Origin of the sequence: Dyella sp. (genome assembly GCF_036384435.1) — a bacterium.
GTDB lineage: Bacteria > Pseudomonadota > Gammaproteobacteria > Xanthomonadales > Rhodanobacteraceae > GSA-30.
Genome location: NZ_DASVMI010000103.1, coordinates 1 through 19,500 on the forward strand (window position 1 = coordinate 1; position 19,500 = coordinate 19,500).

Consider the following 19,500-nt stretch of genomic DNA (forward strand, 5'->3'; position numbering starts at 1 on the left):
CAATACGGTGCCGCTGCTGCTGGCCGAAGCGGGTGCGCCGGTGCTTGCACTGGCGACCGGGGCGCCATTGCTGGCCGGGGTGTCGGGCGGCGGCGGACCGACCGGGCGCGTATCGAGCAGGCGCTCCTGGCAGGTGCGGCAGGCGCGGGTGGGGTTGGCCACATAGACCGGCTTGCCGTCGCGGTCATCGATTTCGCCGATGAAATACGGCGTGACCAGATAGCCGCCGTTGGCGAATACCGAATAACCGCGAGCCATGCTCATCGGCGATACCGAGGCCGTGCCCAGGGCCATGGACAGATTCGCCGGCAGGGCATCCGGGGCAAAGCCGAAACGTGTGACGTAGTCGCGCGCGTAGCGCACGCCGATGGCGTCGAGCAGGCGCACCGAGACCAGGTTCTTGGATTTGACCAGGGCCTCGCGCAGGCGGATAGGGCCATCGAACTTGTCATCGTCGTTTGACGGTGTCCATACGCCGCCGGGCCGCGAGGGGTCGGGCAAGGAGATGGGCGCGTCGTTGACGATCGATGCGGGGTTGAAGCCACGCTCGAACGCGGCCGAGTAGATGTATGGCTTGAAGCTGGAGCCTGGCTGGCGGGCCGCCATCACGGCGCGGTTGAATTTGCTGCGCAGGAAGTTGAAGCCACCTACGATGGCCTGGACCGAGCCGTCCTCGGGATTGACCGACGCCAGGGCCGCCTGGGCCTTGGGTATCTGAGTCAATTGCCAGTCGCCCTTGTCGTTGCGCGACACGCGGATGATGTCGCCGCGCTTGAGCACCGTGGCGACATCCTTGGGCGCGACGCCCACGCGGCTGTCGTTGATGTAGGGGCGAGCCCAGCGCATGGCGTCGAGGGTGAGCTTCACCGGTTCGCGGCTGGCCAGGTAGATCGTGGCTTCGCTGGGGGAGACATCGGTGACGATACCCGGCTGCATGCCGGATATATCGGTGTAGCTGGACAGCACACGATCGAGTTCATCGTGATTGGCATCCGGGCCCAGTTCCTGGTGTGCCTCAGGGCCACGCCAGCCATGGCGCTGGTCATATTCGACCAAGCCTGCGCGAACCGCCTTGACCGCCTCGATCTGGCGATTGCTGTTGAGCGTGGTCTTGACCACGTAGCCTTCGGTCAGGGCGTCGTTGCCCAGGCGATCGAGGGCTTGCAGGCGCACCATTTCGGCCAGGTAGGGCGCGTCGACCTCAATGGGCTGTTCGTGCGGGTAGGCGTCATTCGGCTCGGCGATGGCCTGGTCGTATTCGGCCTTGCTGATGTAGTGGTTTTCCAGCATCTGTCCCAGCACCCAGTTGCGGCGGCCGATACCGCGCTTTGGGCTGTTGATCGGATTGACCACCGAGGGCAACTGGAAGGTCGAGGCGATCATCGCGCACTGGGCGATGGTCAGCTGGTCCAGCGGTTTGCCGTAGTAATAAGCCGCCGCCGCCGCCACGCCGTAGGAGCGGTGCCCCAGGAACATCTTGTTGAGATAGAGCTCGAGGATCTGGTCCTTGGTCAGCTCGTTCTCCATGCGCAAGGCGATGAAGATCTCCGTCAGCTTGCGGGAGTAGAGCTTCTCCGGGCTCAGGAAGAAATTGCGCGCCACCTGCTGGGTGATGGTCGATCCACCGGGCCCCTTGTCGCCGCCGGAGGTGATCACGTGCAGCGCAGCTCGCGCGATGCCGTGCCAGTCCACGCCCGGATGCTTGTAGAACTCCGCATCTTCGGCGGCCAGCACTGCATGCTTCAGGCGATCAGGTACGTCGGCGATAGCCACCGGAATACGACGGGTTTCGCCAAAAGTCGCAATGAGCTTGCCATCGGCAGTCAGTACCTTGAGCGGTACCTGCATGTGGTAATCCTTGAGGACTGCCACCGAGGGAAGGCGCGGTGATATGAGCCAATAAGCCACACCGACGGCGGCGACGGCCAGTAGCAATCCGGTAAAAGCCAGGATCAGCCCCCAGCGGAGCAATCGCTTGAGAATACGCATGGTGTGGAGTTAGCGAGACCTGAGTCAAAACAGACAGAGTATAGATGTTGCAGTATCTACACCACGAGCGGCGACCCATAAAGCAAAACACAGGCCAATCGGTACACTTTGTTCATTTGTGCTAGACGTCACGCCAAACCGTCGAGAAAGTTGCCGTAGGCCGTTGCCATTACGTTAATTTTTGGATTTAATGCTGTGGCGTACCCGCCCTAGAAGACGGGGCGACCAGGGGCAAGGGGGAAACATCGTGGGGCTCTTTACACCCAAGAAGCCGCCGCTGATTGGCGTCGACATCAGTTCGACCGCCGTGAAGCTGCTGCAACTCAGCCAGGCCGGTAGCCGCTATCGCGTAGAACACTACGCGGTCGAGCCGCTGCCGCCCAATGCCGTGGTCGAGAAGAATATCGTCGAGGTCGAGGCGGTGGGCGAGGCTATCCGGCGGGCACTGGCCCGGTCCGGCTCCAAGCTCAAGCATGCGGCCGCTGCCGTGGCCGGTTCAGCCGTGATCACCCGCATCATTCCGATGTCCAGCGAATTGAGCGAGGACGATCTGGAAGGGCAGATCCAGGTCGAGGCCAACCAGTACATTCCGTACCCCATCGACGAAGTCAGCCTTGACTTCGAGGTACTGGGGCCGGTTCGCGACAATCCGGAAATGAACAACGTGCTGTTGGCGGCCTCGCGCACCGAGAACGTCGACATGCGCGTGGCCGCGCTGGATCTCGGCGGCCTGTCCGCCAAGGTGGTGGATGTGGAGGCCTTCGCGATGGAAAACGCCTTCGCCATGCTGGCCGACCAGCTCAATGTCGGCCGTGACGCGCTCGTCGCGGTGGTCGACATCGGCGCGACCATGACCACGCTCTCGGTGCTGCGCAACCAGCGCACCATCTATTCGCGCGAGCAGGTCTTCGGTGGCAAGCAGCTGACCGATGAGATCATGCGCCGCTATGGCCTTTCCTACGAGGAGGCCGGTCGCGCCAAGCGCAAGGGTGGCCTGCCGGAGTCCTATGAGAGCGAAGCCCTGGAGCCGTTCAAGGAATCGTTGATCCAGCAGATCAGCCGCCTGCTGCAGTTCTTCTTCGCCGGCAGTGAATACAGCAAGGTCGATCAGGTCGTCCTTGCCGGTGGTTGCGCCTCGATCGATGGCCTGTGCCCGATGCTCGAAGAGCAACTGGGCGTGTCGTGCATCGTGGCCAATCCGCTGGCGCGGATGTCGCTGTCGCCACGCGTGCAGGCCCAGTCGCTGGCCCAGGATGCACCGGCCCTGATGATTGCCGTCGGCCTCGCGCTCAGGAGCTTCGACTGATGGCACATATCAACCTCCTGCCGTGGCGCGCCGAGCGCCGCAAGCAACGCGAGCGTGAGTTCTTCATGCAACTGGGCGCGGCCTTCGTGGCTGCGCTCGTGTGCGTGGGCGCATGGGCATGGGTCATGAACATGCGCATCGACAACCAGAACAACCGCAACACGTATCTGCAAGGCGAGATCAAGCAGCTCGACGAGCGCATCGCCAAGATCAAGGATCTGGAAAAGGTCCGCGAGAGCCTGCTGGCGCGCAAGCAAATCATCGAGCAATTGCAGGCCAATCGTTCGCAGATGGTGCACCTGTTCGACGAGCTGGTGAAGACGATCCCGGGCAGTGCGCGCCTGTCAGGCCTCAAGCAGACGGGTGACTCGATGAGCCTGGAAGGCGTGGCGCAGTCCAACGCCAGCGTTGCCGAGTACATGCGAAATATCGAAACCTCGCCCTGGATGGGTCACGCCGACCTGCGCAAGACCGAAAACACCCACGGCGATGCGCGCATGCCGTACACCTTCAGTCTCGATGTGGCCTTGCGCCGTCCGCAATCGGATGACCAGGACCCTGACAAGGCACCGGTGTTGCCTGCCGCGGCCGGCACCGCAGTGGCGCCGGCCAAGCCGGCCACGGTGGCGGCGCCTGCCGCGGCGGCCACGGCTGCCAAGCCTGGCGTGATCACACCGCCTGCCAAGTCCGGCCTCATCACGCCGCCCGTGCCCGCGGGCGGTGCCCCCGCCAAGACCACCACGGCGGGTTCGCCCGTCGCCGGCAAGCCTGCGGGAGGCAAGGCATGAAATTCATCGACGAACTGCGCGGTCTTGACCGCAACAACATCGGTGGCTGGCCTCAATCGGTCAAGGTCTTCTTCACCGTGCTGGTGTTCGCGCTCATCGTGTTCCTGGGCTGGTACCTGTTGATCAGTGATCAGCAGGACCAGATGACCCAGCTTACGGGCAAGGAGCAACAGCTGCGCCAGGAGTTCTCCAGCAAGCAGGCCAAGGCGGTCAATCTCGAAGCGCTGCAACAGCAGCTCGACGAGATGCAGGACATGCTGCGCCAGTTGCTGCGCCAGCTGCCCAGCAAGACCGAAATGCCCGAACTGCTGGCCGATATCTCGCAGACGGCCTTGTCGGCCGGCCTGGAGGCCGATCTGTTCCAGCCCGGTGCGGAAACACCCAAGGATTTCTACGCCGAGAAGCCGATCACGCTGCGTCTGGTGGGCACCTACCATCAGTTCGGTACCTTCATCAGCGGCGTGGCGTCCTTGCCACGGGTGGTCATCCTGACCTTGCACGATGTCTCGCTGACGCCCAAGGCCGCCGCCAACGGCAAACCTGCCGCGGGCGCACCGCCATCGGATGGTCAGCTGGTGCTGCAAGGCACGGTCAAGACCTACCGCTATCTCGAAGATGACGAAACCACGGATGGCAAGGACAAGAACGGCAAGACGCCCGGCAAGACACCGGCCAAGACGAATACCGCGGGGGGGCAGAAATGATCAGGTTCCCTGCCATCAAGCGGAATCCGGTGATGCGGATCGCCTTGCTGCTGGGCGTCGCCATGACACTCAGCGCATGCAGCGGCGACAGCGACCTGCGTGAGTGGGTTGCACAGGAAAAGGCCAAGAAGGGTGCGCCGATTCCACCGCTGCCAGTCATCAAGACGTTCGAAACCTTCACTTATAACGATCAGGGCCAGCGTGATCCCTTCGGCGCAAGCGCCGCGGAGACCCAGGCAGCCCAGGCTGTGCAACCGGACCCGAACTGGGTCAAGCAGCCACTGGAAATGTTCGCCCTCGACAGCCTGAAGATGGTGGGCACGGTCGGCGGCGGTGCTTCCATGGAAGTGCTGGTCAAGGATCCAAGCGGTGTGATCCACCGCGTTCATCGCAACGAACACATGGGCCAGAACTTTGGGCGCGTCACCGCGGTAAGCGAGGACCACATCGATCTGGTTGAACTGGTCCCCAATGGAAATGGTGGCTGGATGGAACGTTCGGCCAGCATCGCGCTTGGCGAGAAATAAGAGATACAGGGGCTGATCCAATGAATGACCAAATCAAACCTGTGCGGGATCGAGTCATGCGCCAAGCGAGCCGTTATGTGGGTGTCGGTCTGCTGGTCCTGGGCGTTGCCTGGACCAACTCGGCCATGGCTGCTGCCAATACTCTCAAGCAGATCAGTTACGACACATTGCCCGGTGATCGCGTGCAACTGCGCCTGAACTTCGCTGGCGACAAGGTGCCGGAGCCGAAGATCTTCACCACGGGCAATCCGCCGCGCATCGCCATCGATTTCGCCGACACGGACAACGCCGCCACGCGTCACATGGATATCGGCAAGGGTGCCACCGATGGCGTCTCGGCTGTTTCCGCCGGCGGTCGTACGCGGGTAATCGTCGAGTTGCGGCGCGAGTCGACCTACCGCAGCCAAGTGGATGGCAACAGCCTGGTGTTGACCGTCAACAACGGCACGACAGCCAACACCACCACGACGGCTGCGAACATCGACCCGTCCAAGGCGCTGCCTTCGGCCTCGATGGGCCCGGCCGTGTCCAATATCGACTTCCGCCGCGGTCCCAATGGCGAAGGCCGCATCCTGATCAACTTCAACGGCCCAGCGTCCAGCGCCAACGCCGACATGAAGCAGCAGGGCGACAAGGTCGTGGTCAACCTCACCCATGTGAACCTGCCGCCGAACCTGGCCCAGCGCCTGGATGTGCTCGACTTCGCCACGCCGGTACAGTCGATCGTCACCAAGGGCTCGTCCGCCGGTGGTGTGCACATGGATATCGCGGTCAAGGGCGATGTCGATACGTCGGCCTACCAGACCAACGACCAATACGTGGTCGAAGTGGCACCCAAGAAGAAAGATCCCAAGGCTGAGGCGCGCTTGAGCAAGGGCCAGGATCCGGTCTACAACGGCAACCGCGTCACCTTCAACTTCCAGGACATCCCGACCCGTTCGGTGCTGCAGTTGCTGGCCGATATCTCGGGCCTGAACCTGGTGGCCTCCGATACCGTGGGTGGCAGCGTGACTTTGCGCCTGGTCAACGTGCCCTGGGACCAGGCCCTGGATGTCGTGCTGCGTGCCAAGGGGCTGGACAAGCGCCGCAATGGCAATGTGATCTGGATTGCACCCCAGCAGGAGCTGGCCAAGTATGAGCAGGATGTCGCCGATGCGCGTGCCAAGGCCGAAGACAACGCCGAACTGGTCACCGACTATGTGCCCATCAGCTACGGCAAGGCGCAAGATATTGCCAAGCTGCTGACGCAGAGCAGCCTGCAAAGCCAGAGCTCGGGGCAGAATTCCAGCAATCAGGCTCGCGGTTTCCTGTCCTCGCGAGGCAGCGTGTCCTTCGATGAGCGCACCAATACGCTGCTGATCAACGACACGCCGCAGAAGATCAAGGAACTGCGTGACGTCATCGCCGTGCTGGACAAGCCGGTGCAGCAGGTGCTGATCGAGTCGCGCATCGTGGTGGCCACCGACCAGTTCACCCGTTCGCTGGGCGCCAAATTCGGCGTCTCCGGTCAGCGTATTAATCCCAGTGGCCAGACTATCGGTGCAGGTGGCTCCCTGATCACCCCAGGTACGCCGGGCGCCAGCGCAACGCCCAATGGCACCACCTTCAACAGCTTGCAGGTCAACCTGCCGGCCGCCAATCCTGCCGGCAGCTTCGGTTTCTCGCTGCTCGGCAAGAACTACGCACTGGACCTGGAATTGTCCGCCGCGCAGGTCGAAGGACGTGGCGAAGTGGTATCCAGCCCGCGTGTGATCACGGCCAATCAGCAGGAGGCCGTGATCCGCCAGGGTCAGGAAATCGGCTACGTGACCTTCCAGAACAGCACCTCGGGAGCCGCCGGTAGCGGTACGGCGACCGTGCAGTTCAAGGACGCGGTGCTGGAGCTGAAGGTGACGCCAACGATCACCGCGGACAACCGCGTGTACCTGGCGATCAACGTCAAGAAGGATGCGCTCAACTCGATGATCGACGTGCCGGGCAGCGGCCAGGTGCCGTTGATCGATACGCGCGAGCTCAATACCTCGGTGCTGGTCGATAACGGCCAGACGGTGGTTCTGGGCGGTATCTATGAAATCACCAAGCAGAACTCGGTGACCAAGGTGCCTGGACTGGGTGATATCCCGGGTGTGGGCATCCTGTTCCGCAAGACCACGCGCCAGAACGACAAGGCCGAACTGTTGATCTTCGTGACGCCGCGTATTCTCAGCGAAAGCCTGCAGTAATCGGTTTTTACCAAGTTCCACACAAGGGCGGCCATGGTGCCGCCCTTGTCGTTTTCAGGGTTCCTGAACATGACTGATGGCAGGGCGGACTAAACTTCCGGAATGGACTGCGGTCATAGTGATCGCACACAAGCGTCGGAATTTCCTGATGGACAACCCCGAAGTCAGCTCTGTTCCTGATCTGCAAAAAGCGTTTGGCGAGCTCAGGCAAGCCTTGCAGCGCGACATCATCGGCCAGCCGCACCTGATCGAATGCCTGCTCATTGCCTTGCTTGCCGATGGTCATCTGCTGGTCGAAGGGGCGCCAGGCCTGGCCAAGACCACCGCCGTCAAGGCACTGGCCGGTAGCATCGATGCCGATTTCCACCGGGTGCAGTTCACGCCCGACCTTCTGCCTGCCGATCTCACCGGTACCGATATCTTCCGCCCGCAATCGGGAAGCTTCGAGTTCGAACGTGGACCGCTGTTTCACAACATCGTGCTGGCCGACGAAATCAATCGCGCACCGGCCAAGGTGCAGTCGGCCCTGCTCGAGGCGATGGCCGAGCGCCAGATCACCGTGGGGCGCAGCACCTGGCGTTTACCGGAGCTGTTCCTGGTGATGGCCACGCAGAATCCGATCGAGCAGGAGGGCACGTTTGCCTTGCCCGAGGCACAGCTCGATCGCTTCGTGATGCATGTGACCATAGGCTACCCGGATGCCGCCGCCGAACTGGCCATCCTGCGCCTCGCACGCGAGCAGGCCCAGCGTGTGCTGCATCCGCAAGCAGCACGCGGGCCCATGCTGAGCCAGACCGATGTATTTGCCGCACGCGATGCGGTGCTGGCCGTGCACATGGCGCCGCCGCTGGAGGAATACGTAACGCAACTGGTGCTCGCCTCGCGCGATGCCGGTCACTATGGACCCGAACTCAAGCGCTGGATTGCCTGGGGCGGCAGCCCACGCGCCACCATTGCACTGGATCGTTGTTCGCGCGCACGCGCGTGGCTGGCTGGTCGCGACTATGTGCTTCCGGAAGACGTGCACGGCGTGGCCCACGAAGTGCTGCGCCATCGTGTGCTGTTGAGCTACGAAGCCGAGGCTGAAGGTGTGCGCAGCGACCAGGTCATCAAGCGCCTGCTGGATCTCGTGCCGTTGCCGTGAACGTCCAGGCGCCCTTCGAGGATGGCGACGGCGTGGTCGGCGTTTCGCTGGCTGAGCTGATCGCCTTGCGCGCGCGCGTGGCGAAACTCGCTGCGCCGCCCCAGGCTTCACGCGCCAGCCATGCAGGCCCCCGGGCGAGTCGATTGCATGGTCGCGGCATGGATTACGCCGAATCGCGTGTGTATCAGCCTGGCGACGACGTACGACGCCTGGACTGGCGTCTCACCGCACGCAGTGGCCGGTTGCACACCAAGCTGTTCGAGGAAGAGCGCGAAGGTCGCCTGCTCGTTGTCGTCGACAACAACGCAACCATGCATTTTGGAACGCGCGTGCGCTACAAGTCGGTGCAGGCGGCACGCGCCGCGGCGCTGGCCGGCTGGTACGCGGTGCGCGGCGGTGATCGCGTGGGAGCCTTGGGTTTTGGCGATGGCCAGGCGCTGCTCAGGCCGCAGGGTGGCCCGCGCGGTGCGCTGGCCTTGTGCGGAGCCCTGGCCCGATGGGATCGGCAATTCGTGGCCGATGCCACGGCCGAGCCCCTGAGTGACGCATTGCTGCGGGCACGTCGGCTCATGCATGGTGCCAGTCGCGTGCTGGTCATCAGCGATGGCTGGCATGTCGATGATCGTTCGCGCGAGCGTCTGCTCGACCTGGCGCGGCATGCCGATGTCATGGTGCTTGCCGTGGCCGATGCGCTTGAAGCGCGACCGGCGCCTCCGGGTCGTTATCCCGTCGCGTGGCGTGACCATCGTGCCGAGGTCGCTCTGGAGAGCGAACGCCAGCGACAGGAATTCCAGGCGCTACTGGCCGCGGGTCAGGCACGTCTGCTTTCCATGTCCAGGTCACTTGGCCTGCGTAGCAAAGTGATCGAGACCAGCGATGATCCACTCGACGCGGTGCTCGCGTTGCTGGGGCCGCTGCGCGGGAGAAATCGGTGATGAGCGCACGGCTCGCCCCATGGTCATCGGATGCGTCGTCGCTGGTGACGACTGCCACATCGCGTGGAGTGCCTTGATGCTGCAAGACGCACCAGCGCAGTTGCGGGATATCCACCTGCCGCCTTCACCCTCGTGGTGGCCGCTGGCACCGGGATGGTGGTGCCTGATGGCAGTGGTCATCGTGGTGGTCGCACTGGTGACGTGGTGGTGCCGTCGCCCCAGGCGTGCTCGCCCGGCATGGTCTGATGGCGATGCAGTTACGTGGGTCGATGCGATCGCAGCGCGCCATGTCGGCGATGCGCAGGCATTGGCCGCCGCAATGCACCGGCTGCTACGCCAGACGGTGCGCCTGTATGCGCCCGAGGCACTTCAGGCCACCGGCCAAGCATGGCAGCGCGCATTGGCTCAAGTCCCCGTCGACCCAAGCACCTTGCACACCTTGGGTACGCTGGATGAGGTCATGTATCGCGCCGACGCCACACTCGACGAGGTCGAGGTGAGCCGTGCCATGCGTGAGTGGATGACCCTGGCCATGCGCCGGCCGGAAGTGCGCCGTGCACGACGAGGATGGGCGCATGTTTGAGTTTGCCTGGCCCTGGCTGGCGATCGTGCTGCCCTTGCCGTGGCTGCTGCGTCGCGCGTTGCGCGCAGTGGCACCGGGTCAGGCGATCCGCTTGCCCTACCCGGAACTGGCCTTGACCGACCAGGCCATTCACGTGCCTCGACGTGGCCGCATGTGGCTGCTCGCGCTGGCGTGGCTTTGCCTGGTGGCGGCGGCCATGCGGCCGCAATGGATCGGGCCGCCGCAGGCGCAGCAGCACAGCGGTCGCGGCATGATGCTGGCCATCGACCTGTCCGGCAGCATGGATACCGATGACATGGAACTGGCTGGCCGGCCGGTCAGTCGTCTGGGCGCGGTCAAGGCGATTGCTGGCGATTTCATTACCCGCCGCACGGGCGACGAGCTTGGCCTGACCGTCTTCGGTACGCATGCATTTCTGGTGACGCCGCTGACCTACGACCTCAATGCGGTCAGGGCGCAATTGAAGGATGCCGACGTCAACCTGGCCGGTTCATGGACCGCCATGGGCGATGCGATCGCGGTTGCGGTCAAGCGACTGATCGCCCAGCCCGAGCAGGCTCGTGTCCTGGTGTTGCTGACCGATGGCGTCAGCAACGTCGGCAGTATTTCGCCGGCCGATGCCGCGCGTGCGGCCAAGGCAGCAGGTGTGCGCATCTACACCATCGGCGTGGGCGCACCAGCCAGTGCGCAGAGCTTCCTGGGTATGCCGATCGGTGGCGGTGGCAACAACGATCTGGACGAAGGCACGCTGCGCGAGATCGCCAACAATACCGGCGGGCGCTATTTCCGTGCCGCCGATACACACGCACTGGCGCAGGCATACCAGGCCATCGATGCGCTGGAGCCCATGCCGCAGCGTGCGCCCGGTTTGCGTCCTCGGCACGAATGGTTTCGCCGGCCCCTGCTGGCGGCAGTGTTGCTTGCCGCGCTGGCGATGTTGCCTTCGCTGGCTGCGCTGCGTCGCAAGGTGGCTGCCGCATGATCCAGGTATGGCGCGACTTCCATTTCCTGCAACCGCTGTGGTTGCTTGGTCTGCTGCTGCTTCCGGCGTTCGTGATGGTTGCGCGGCAAGACCCGGCGGCGCAGGCCTTGCAACGCCTTGCCGATGCCCGCTTGTTGCCGCATCTGTTGCAGGGCCGCGCGCGCAGCAGAACCGTGCCGACTGGCCTGGCGGCAACGGCATGGACCATCGTCGTGCTGGCCCTGGCTGGCCCCACGTGCAGCAAGGTCGAGCAGCCACTGTTTGCCAATCGCGCCGCGCAGGTCATCGCGATTTCGATGTCGCAGCACATGAACGCCAAGGATGTGTTGCCCAGTCGGCTGGAGCGTGCGCGCTACAAAGCGCAGGATCTGTTTCGCGCCAACGAGCAAGGCTTGAATGGCCTGCTTGCCTATGCTGGCGACGCCTTCGTAGTGGCGCCGATGACCTCCGACGAACGCAGCCTTGAAGACCTGCTCGGCGCATTGTCGCCCGATACCATGCCGGTGGATGGCAACAACGCAGCCCAGGCGATCGAGCGTGGCATGAGCATGATCCGGCAGGCGCAGCTCCGTGGTGCCTCGTTGGTCTTGATTACCGATGGTGCCGATAGCGATGCGATCGCCGCTGCCCGGCGTGCGCACAACGCGGGCGTCGATGTATCGGTACTGGGCATTGGCACGGCGCTGGGTGGCACCGTCGAATCGGCGCAGGGCGGTTTCGTGCGCGACGGTCATGGCAATATCGAAATGGCTCGGCTGGATAGTGGCGCGTTGCAAGCGCTGGCCAGCGCAGGCGGCGGGCGCTACGTGCCCATGAGCGACGACGCCAGCGATGTCCGTGCGCTTGGCGCGGAGCTCAAGGTCGATCGTCAGGCGAAGGCTGCCGAGGGTCTCACCGGTGACAACTGGCAGGACCTGGGCCCCTGGCTGTTGTTGCTGTTATTGCCCATCGCCGCGTTGTTGTTCCGGCGCGGCTGGCTGTTGCTGCTGCCTTTGATCATCCTGCCGTGGATGCCGGGGCAAGCCAGTGCTCGCGACTGGTGGCGCCGCCCGGATCAGCAGGCCGCCCAGGCGTTGCAGCAGGGTGATGCGCAACAGGCGGAGAAGCTGGCGCAGGACCCCGCCTTGCGCGCGAGCGCCGCCTACCGTGCGGGGCATTACGACGCCGCGGCCAGGTTATGGAAGGATCTTCCCGGCGGCGACGCGCCATACAACCGTGGCAATGCCCTGGCCAAGGCCGGCAAGTACGACGAGGCTGTGCAGGCCTACCAGGAGGCGCTCAAGCGTAATCCTGCCAATGCCGACGCCAAGGCCAATCTCGGTCTCGTCAAAGCGTGGGCCAAAGAACGCAAACCACCGCAGCAAGGCAAGCAGGACCAGGCCAAATCAGGCCAAGGCAAGCCCTCCGATGCCAAGAGTGGGCAAGACCAGCAGGCCGGCCAGGCACAAGGCAAGCCGTCGCAACAGGCCCAGCAAGCACAAGCATCGCAAAAGCCTTCCGATGCCCAGCATGGCGAGTCGATGCAGCAGGAAAACACGTCCGACCCATCGGGCAAGGAGGGCGACAAGATCGCCCGACCGCGCACCGCGCAGGAAAAGGCCGAGGAAGCGCGTCGCCAGGCAAGCGCGCAGGAAGCTCTCAAGCAGCAGTTGGATCAGCGCCTTGGCGCATCCGGGGACAAGAAGGCATCCACATCGACCAGTCACGACCTGGGCACGGCCGACAGCGACGATCCCCTGTCCAAATTGCCGGCTGATGTGCGCCGCGCGCTTGAGCACGTGCCCGATGACCCCGGCGCTTTGCTGCGCCACAAGTTCGAACTGGAATACAGGGAACGCCATGGCGTATCCCTGGAGGACGATCAACCGTGAAGTCGATCATGCGCATCGCGTGGCTGTGGATGTTGTTGGTGGTGACGATGCCGGCATGGGCGGTCGATGTGCAGGCCTCGCTCGATCGCAGCAACGTGCACCTGGGTGAGACCGTCACGCTCAATCTCGTCGCGCGCGGTGTCAACACCACGCATCCGATCGATCTGGGCGTGTTGAGCGAGGATTTCGATGTCCTCAATTCATCCAGCAGCGTGCGCGAAGTCAACATCAACGGCAAGCAGGACAGCGCTGTGCTCATTGGCATCGTGTTGCGGCCCAAACATGCCGGCACGTTGACCATTCCGTCGCTGCAGATGGCCGGTGGCAGCACGCAGCCCGTGCAACTGCAGGTCTCCGCCCAACCGGCGATCGCCAACGTTCCCGGTCAGAGCGATGTCTATCTGGATGCGAAGATCGAGCCCGCCCAGGGCTACGTCGGTCAGCAATTCCAGTACGTGCTGCGCGTGTACTACACAGGCATGCTGGCGCAAGGCGTATCGCTTGGCCAGCCACAGGCCGATGGCGCCAGCTTCATGCAACTGGACAACGAAGCCGACTACGAATCCAGCCAGAACGGTCGCACCTATCACGTGGCCGAGTTGCGCTACGCGATGTTCCCCGACAAGCCGGGCAAGCTGACGATCGGTCCGGTGCATTTCCAGGGCGACCTCATCGATCCGGACGATCCCACGGCCTTCATCGGTCGTGCCCGCACGGTCAATGCCTCGTCGTCCGCGGTCACCGTGGATGTCAAGGACATTCCCGCCGGCCAGGATCGCAAGGGCTGGTTGCCCGTGCGCAACCTGAGCCTGACTGCCGATGGCCTGCCTGCGGATGGCCAGACGTTGCAGCAGGGCAAGCCGGTGACCTTCACCATGTTGCTGGCCGCCACGGGGGCGCCGTACGACGCACTGCCGGCACCCGGGCTGCCGGCGATCGAGGGCGCCAGCGTCTACCCTGATAAGCCGGTCAATGGCACGCGATCGGATGGCGGCGCGGTGGTCGGGCGCCGCCAGCAGAGTTTCGCCATCATTCCGAACCGGCCCGGCACGTTGGTGATTCCCGAAATCACCGTGCATTGGTGGAACGTGGCGACCAACCAGCCGGAAGTCGCGCGCCTGCCCGAGCGCCGCTTTACCGTGGTCGCCGCACCCGGGCAGCCGCCCGCGCCAGCGGTCTCGTCATCGACAGCGGTGCCGGCGACGACGGCATCGACGGCGGTAGCCGCATCAGGCTCACATGACACGGCGCTCTGGCGGGCGCTGGCGATCATCGGCTTCGTGCTGTGGCTCGTCACGCTGGTGGCGGCCGTCGTGTTCTATCGCCGTCGCCGAGTGCTGGCGTCTGGGGTGGGGGCGGCTCCCGTGGTCGATCGCCCCTCGGTAGCGGTCTTGAAGCAGGCATTCATGGAGGCGGCACGCGGCACCGATGTCCGGCGACAGGCGGCCACCTTGATGGCCTGGGCGCGCGCCGAGCGCCCGGCGATACAGAACCTGGGCCAATTGTCCGCGGCGCTACACAAGGTTGAACAGCGCCAGGCCATCGCGGCCATGCAGCAGCAACTTTATGCCGCCAGGTCAGCCCTAGGTGCTCCGGATCTGGCGCAGGCATTCAGTACGGGCCTGGCCTGGGTGCAGCCGACCGAAGGCGAGCCAGCAGGTGGCGAGCTCCCGCCGCTTTATCCCTTCGATGTGCAGGCTGACCGAAAAGACCCCTTCTGAACGCTCAGGATTGGTGCGCCTCAGCCTGTGCGGCGCGCCATAGAGTCGCCATACGGGTGTCGAAGCAGCAAAGCACGACGCGAAGCGGACGGCCCTCGGCCTGGGCATCATGGACGCTTTGCAATGCCACGCGAGCGGCCTGGTCGGGCGGGTAACCGTAAATGCCGCAACTGATGGCCGGGAAAGCCACGCTGTCCAGTTCGTATTCGCGCGCCAACGCGATACTGTGGCGGTAACAGGCGGCCAGCGCCTGGGCTTCACCTTGTCCGCCGCCTTGCCAAACGGGGCCGACGGTATGGATCACGTAGCGTGCTGGCAGCGCAAACCCCGGCGTGATGCGTGCCTGGCCGGTGGGACAGCGCACGCGCGGGGACACCTCCGGGATGCGCCGGCAGGCTTCCAGCAATTCGGGGCCGGCTGCCCGGTGGATGGCCCCGTCGACACCGCCACCGCCCAGTAGGCTGGGGCTGGCGGCATTGACGATGGCGGCGCAGTCGAGTTGAGTAATATCGTCGACGACGATGTCCATGGACATGGATGTACATCCTCTTGGCCGGTGCCCCGCATGTCGGGAAGCCAGGGCCACAGCTCTTGAATGAAAACGGACGGACCACCGCTTATGGCAAAGACGGAAGATATTTCCTTTGGTTACCTGCTCAATGACGTCACCTTGCTCTTCCGCAAGCATTTTGACCGTCGAGCCGTGAAATTCGGGCTGACGCGCGCGCAGTGGCGTGCAACCAAAGTGCTATATCACCGTGAAGGCCTGCGACAGACCGAACTGGCCGAATACCTGGAAATGGAGCCCATCGCCGTCGGCAGGGTCATTGATCGCCTGCAAAGTGCCGGCTTCGTGGAGCGCCGCCCGGATCCGAAGGACCGGCGTGCCTGGCGTCTGTACACGACCGATCAGGCCCGCGATGTCGTTGCAGATATGGAAGAGATCGCCCGTGGCCTGCGCCGGGATGCCACCCAGGGCATCTCGCCGGACGAAATGGAGCAGTGCCTGGGGGTGCTCACCCACATCAAGGACAACCTCCAGCGACTGGAGCAGCAGCCGGCGGCCGAGAATACTGACTGACCGCGCTGCCTTGCGTGGAACTGAAGACAATTGATCCGTGGACCAGTGCCATTAGTCCCGGATGAAGGACTCTTTTTCCCCGCAAACATCGATTTTTCCGTGACTTACGTGTGCACGTCAGGCTGGGTGGCGCGTTGTAATTCTTTCGCTGCATGCTTCGCGCGACCTGAAACGGCCCCTCTGGCCGCTGATTTTGAGTACTCATGCCCTGGAAAAAATTTGCACTGATTCTGGCGATCGTGGTGGTTTGCGCGCTGGATTTCCATGTCATCCATGGCGGCAAGAGCGCCGAAAAGCCGGAGTCGCATTCGGGCGGTAACAAGCCGGCCCAGGCGATCCCGGTCAAGGTGGCCAAGGCGGTGCGGGGCGACCTGGACCTGTCAATCAAGGTGGTCGGACGCGTCGAAGCCTGGTCCACGGTGACCTTGCAGCCGCGCGTGGCCGGCCAGCTCGAATCGCTCGCCTTCGCCCCGGGCGCGCATGTGCGCAAGGGTGACGTGCTGGTGCAGATCGATCCGAGCCTGCTCAAGGCCCAGCTGGATCAGGCACGCGGCGCGGTGGCGCGCGACCAGGCCCAGCTCACCAAGGCCCAGGCCGACCTGGCCCGCTACACCCAGTTGCTGGCCAAGAACTTCGTCTCGCGTTCGGACTTCGACACCTTCAAGGCCAATGTCGACGTGGCCAAGGCCACGTTGCAGAGCGATCAGGCGGCGGCCGAACTGGCCAAGACCCAGCTCGACTACACCCGTATCTTTGCACCGTTCGATGCGGTCGCCGGATCGCCGCTGGTCTGGCCAGGCGCGCAGTTGACCGCCAACAGCACCAATATCGTGGTGCTCAACCAGATCGAACCCGTGCGCGTGGCCTTCAACGTGCCCGAGGATGCCCTTGCGGCAGTGCGTGCGGGCATGGGGCGTGGCGACGTGCCGGTGCAGGCAAAGATTCCTGGCGACAAGTCCCCGTCGTTGCAGGGCAAAATGGATTTCATCGACAACGCCGTGGACACCACCACCGGCACCATCGTCCTGAAAGGGCGCTTCGAGAACCATGACCTGCTGCTGACACCCGGGCAGTTCGTCGAGGTCAACCTGCCCACCACGCACCTGAGCAACGTTGTCAGCGTGCCGGTGGAGGCCTTGCAGAGTTCGTCCAAGGGCAGTTTCGTATTCGTGGTGGGTGGCGACAACAAGGTGCAGCAACGCTACGTCACGCCCGGCACCATGAGTGGTGCGCACGCGGTGATCGACAAGGGACTCGACGCCGGCGAGACCGTGGTCACCGATGGCCAGATGCTGCTGGTCGACGGGACGACCGTCCAGGTGGCCAAGGGCAGCTGACGCCATGAACCTGCCCGAGCTGTGTATTCGACGCCCCGTGATGACCACGCTGCTGATGACGGCGCTGGTCGTATTCGGTATCGCGGCCTATCCGCGCCTGCCGGTCAACGAGTTGCCCAACGTCGACTTCCCCACGATCAACATCTCGGCGAGCCTGCCTGGCGCATCGCCCGAAACCATGGCCTCGGCCGTGGCCACGCCGCTGGAAGCGCAGCTGTCGACCATCGCCGGTATCAGCTCGATGAGCTCGACCAGCGCACTGGGCGCCACCACGATCACGCTGACTTTCGAGCTCGATCGCAGCATCGATGGCGCGGCGCAGGACGTGCAGTCGGCCATCTCGGCCGCCCAGCGCCAGTTGCCGACAAACATGCCCACGCCGCCGACGTTCCGCAAGGTCAACCCGGCCGATGCGCCAATCCTGTATCTGGCAATGACCTCTTCGACACTGCCGCTATCGCAGGTAGATGAATACGCGGAAACGGAATTGGCGCAGCGCCTTTCCATGGTCGACGGCGTGGCGCAGGTAAGCGTCTATGGCTCGCAGAAATATGCCGTGCGCATCGACGTCAATCCGGATCGGTTGGCCTCGGCCGGCATCGGTATCGACCAGGTGCAAAGCGCGGTGGCCGACGCCAACCAGAACCAGGCCACCGGCTCGTTGTACGGGCGGCGCCAGCAGTTGCCGATCCGCAACGACGGCCAGCTCATGCGTGCGGCCGCTTACAACGACGTGGTGGTGGCCTATCGCAACGGGGCGCCGGTGCGCCTGGGCGATATCGGCAACGCCTACGACAGCGTACAGAGCGACCAGACCGCCAGCTGGTTCGGCGGCGATCGGTCCATCCTGCTGGCGATCCAGCGCCAGCCCGGCGCCAACACGGTCGAAACCGTCGACAGCATCAAGGCCTTGCTGCCCGGTTTCACGGCCAGCCTGCCGCCATCGGTCAAGCTCAGCACGCTCTACGATCGTTCCGACTCCATTCGCGCATCGGTCGACGATGTGCAGTTCACCCTGCTGCTGGCCGGTGTGCTGGTGGTACTGGTGATCTATCTGTTCCTGGGCAACATCTCGGCCACGCTGGTGCCGGCCATTGCCTTGCCGATCTCGGTGATCGGCACATTCGGCGTGATGTTCGCCTTAGGTTACAGCCTGGACAATCTCTCCCTGCTGGCATTGACGCTGGCGGTGGGCTTCGTAGTCGACGACGCCATCGTTATGCTGGAAAACGTCATCCGTCACATGGAAATGGGAGAGAAGCCGTACGAGGCAGCCGTCAAGGGCGCGACCGAAATCGGTTTCACCATTTTCTCGATGACCTTGTCGCTGGTGGCCGTCTTCATCCCGGTGATGTTCATGGGCGGCATCATCGGCCGCCTGTTCCACGAGTTCGCCGTGACCATCAGTGTGGCGATCCTGCTGTCGGGTTTCATCGCGATCACTCTCACGCCGATGCTGTGCAGCCGTTTCATCAAGGCGCACGACCATACGAAAAAGAATTGGCTGATCGCCGGTTTCGATCGCGGCTTCAATGCGGTGACCCACGGCTATACCCGTTCGTTGCGCTGGTGCATGGATCGACCGCGCATGGTCTTGCTGAGCTTTGCGATCAGCCTGGGCATCACCGGATTGCTGTTCTACATCACGCCCAAGGATTTCATCCCGGCGGGTGATACCGGGCAGTTGCGCATCAACACCGAAGGGCCCGAAGACGTCTCCTTCGATGCGATGATCGCGCGCCAGCAGCAACTGGCCGACATACTGGCCAAAGACCCGAACGTCGAAGCCTTCATGTCGACGGTGGGCGCCGGCGGCTCGCGCGCAACGATCAACAACGGTTCGATGTTGCTCAAGCTCAAACCCGCCAGCGAACGCGATCTCGATCCCAACGGCATCATCCAGGAGCTGCGACGCAAGTTCGCGCATGTGGTCGGCATTCGTGCGTACATCCAGAACCCGCCGGCGATCCAGGTCGGTGGTCGTCAATCCAAGGCGCAATACCAGTACACGCTGCAATCGGGCGACCTGGACGAACTCTATGGCTGGGCCGGCAAGGTCACCTCGGCCTTCGCTGGCCTGCCGGGATTCCAGGACGTCACCAACGACCTGGATCTCAACAGCCCGGCCATCTACGTCAATGTCAACCGCGATCGCCTCGCGCCGCTGGGCCTGACCATGTCGCAGGTACAGACGGCATTGGGCTCGGCTTTTGGCGAAAACCAGATTTCCACCATCTACGGCACGGCCACGCAGTACTGGGTGATCCTGCAAGTGAACCGCCCTTTGCAGAACAACCCCGACGTACTGTC

General features: G+C 63.7%; 16 protein-coding genes. 14 read left to right on the forward strand and 2 right to left on the reverse strand.

Going from position 1 to position 19,500, the window contains the following annotated elements:
• On the reverse strand, positions 1-1,989 hold a 1,989-nt coding region (locus VF436_RS10370), incomplete at its 3' end, for a penicillin-binding protein 1A (RefSeq protein ID WP_330903945.1).
• A gap of 247 nt (positions 1,990-2,236) precedes the next feature.
• Here VF436_RS10370 and VF436_RS10375 point away from each other — a divergent pair.
• From VF436_RS10375 to VF436_RS10425, 11 genes are all read left to right on the forward strand, one after another.
• The gene (locus VF436_RS10375; protein WP_330903946.1) at positions 2,237-3,295 is read left to right on the forward strand and encodes a pilus assembly protein PilM; all 1,059 of its coding nucleotides are present in this window, start codon (positions 2,237-2,239) and stop codon (positions 3,293-3,295) included.
• Positions 3,295-4,083 (forward strand): PilN domain-containing protein, encoded by a 789-nt coding sequence (locus tag VF436_RS10380; protein WP_330903947.1) that lies wholly within the window; start codon positions 3,295-3,297, stop codon positions 4,081-4,083. Before VF436_RS10375 ends, VF436_RS10380 begins: the two co-directional genes overlap by 1 nt.
• A complete protein-coding gene (locus VF436_RS10385; RefSeq protein WP_330903948.1) occupies positions 4,080-4,787 on the forward strand; it encodes a type 4a pilus biogenesis protein PilO in 708 nt (235 codons plus the stop codon). The genes VF436_RS10380 and VF436_RS10385 overlap by 4 nt, the downstream gene beginning before the upstream one ends.
• Complete coding sequence (locus tag VF436_RS10390) at positions 4,784-5,314, forward strand: pilus assembly protein PilP (RefSeq protein WP_330903949.1); 531 nt, start codon at positions 4,784-4,786, stop codon at positions 5,312-5,314. The genes VF436_RS10385 and VF436_RS10390 overlap by 4 nt, the downstream gene beginning before the upstream one ends.
• Before the next feature lie 56 nt (positions 5,315-5,370).
• Entirely contained in the window at positions 5,371-7,536 is a 2,166-nt protein-coding gene (gene pilQ, locus VF436_RS10395; protein ID WP_330903950.1) for a type IV pilus secretin PilQ, read from the forward strand.
• A 148-nt stretch (positions 7,537-7,684) separates the two neighbouring features.
• On the forward strand, positions 7,685-8,680 hold the full coding sequence (locus VF436_RS10400; protein WP_330903951.1) for a MoxR family ATPase: 996 nt from the start codon (positions 7,685-7,687) through the stop codon (positions 8,678-8,680).
• The gene (locus tag VF436_RS10405) at positions 8,677-9,615 is read left to right on the forward strand and encodes a DUF58 domain-containing protein (protein ID WP_330903952.1); all 939 of its coding nucleotides are present in this window, start codon (positions 8,677-8,679) and stop codon (positions 9,613-9,615) included. The genes VF436_RS10400 and VF436_RS10405 overlap by 4 nt, the downstream gene beginning before the upstream one ends.
• A 19-nt stretch (positions 9,616-9,634) precedes the next feature.
• Positions 9,635-10,198, forward strand: coding sequence for a DUF4381 domain-containing protein (locus VF436_RS10410; RefSeq protein ID WP_330903953.1), 564 nt, complete (start codon positions 9,635-9,637; stop codon positions 10,196-10,198).
• Positions 10,191-11,180, forward strand: coding sequence for a VWA domain-containing protein (locus tag VF436_RS10415; protein ID WP_330903954.1), 990 nt, complete (start codon positions 10,191-10,193; stop codon positions 11,178-11,180). Before VF436_RS10410 ends, VF436_RS10415 begins: the two co-directional genes overlap by 8 nt.
• Positions 11,177-13,051 (forward strand): VWA domain-containing protein, encoded by a 1,875-nt coding sequence (locus VF436_RS10420; RefSeq protein WP_330903955.1) that lies wholly within the window; start codon positions 11,177-11,179, stop codon positions 13,049-13,051. Before VF436_RS10415 ends, VF436_RS10420 begins: the two co-directional genes overlap by 4 nt.
• Positions 13,048-14,772, forward strand: a complete 1,725-nt coding sequence (locus tag VF436_RS10425) for a BatD family protein (RefSeq protein ID WP_330903956.1) — start codon at positions 13,048-13,050, stop codon at positions 14,770-14,772. The genes VF436_RS10420 and VF436_RS10425 overlap by 4 nt, the downstream gene beginning before the upstream one ends.
• A 4-nt stretch (positions 14,773-14,776) precedes the next feature.
• On the opposite strand, the gene VF436_RS10430 is transcribed toward VF436_RS10425, so the two are convergent.
• Complete coding sequence (locus tag VF436_RS10430) at positions 14,777-15,307, reverse strand: O-acetyl-ADP-ribose deacetylase (RefSeq protein ID WP_330903957.1); 531 nt, start codon at positions 15,305-15,307, stop codon at positions 14,777-14,779.
• Between the two features lie 84 nt (positions 15,308-15,391).
• On the opposite strand from VF436_RS10430, the gene VF436_RS10435 reads away from it, so the two are divergent.
• The 3 genes from VF436_RS10435 to VF436_RS10445 form a co-directional block, all read left to right on the forward strand.
• Positions 15,392-15,853, forward strand: coding sequence for a MarR family transcriptional regulator (locus VF436_RS10435; RefSeq protein ID WP_330903958.1), 462 nt, complete (start codon positions 15,392-15,394; stop codon positions 15,851-15,853).
• Positions 15,854-16,056: 203 nt separating this feature from the next.
• Positions 16,057-17,190 (forward strand): efflux RND transporter periplasmic adaptor subunit, encoded by a 1,134-nt coding sequence (locus VF436_RS10440; RefSeq protein ID WP_330903959.1) that lies wholly within the window; start codon positions 16,057-16,059, stop codon positions 17,188-17,190.
• Between the two features lie 4 nt (positions 17,191-17,194).
• A partial coding sequence (locus tag VF436_RS10445; protein WP_330903960.1) for an efflux RND transporter permease subunit occupies positions 17,195-19,500 on the forward strand: 2,306 nt, incomplete at its 3' end.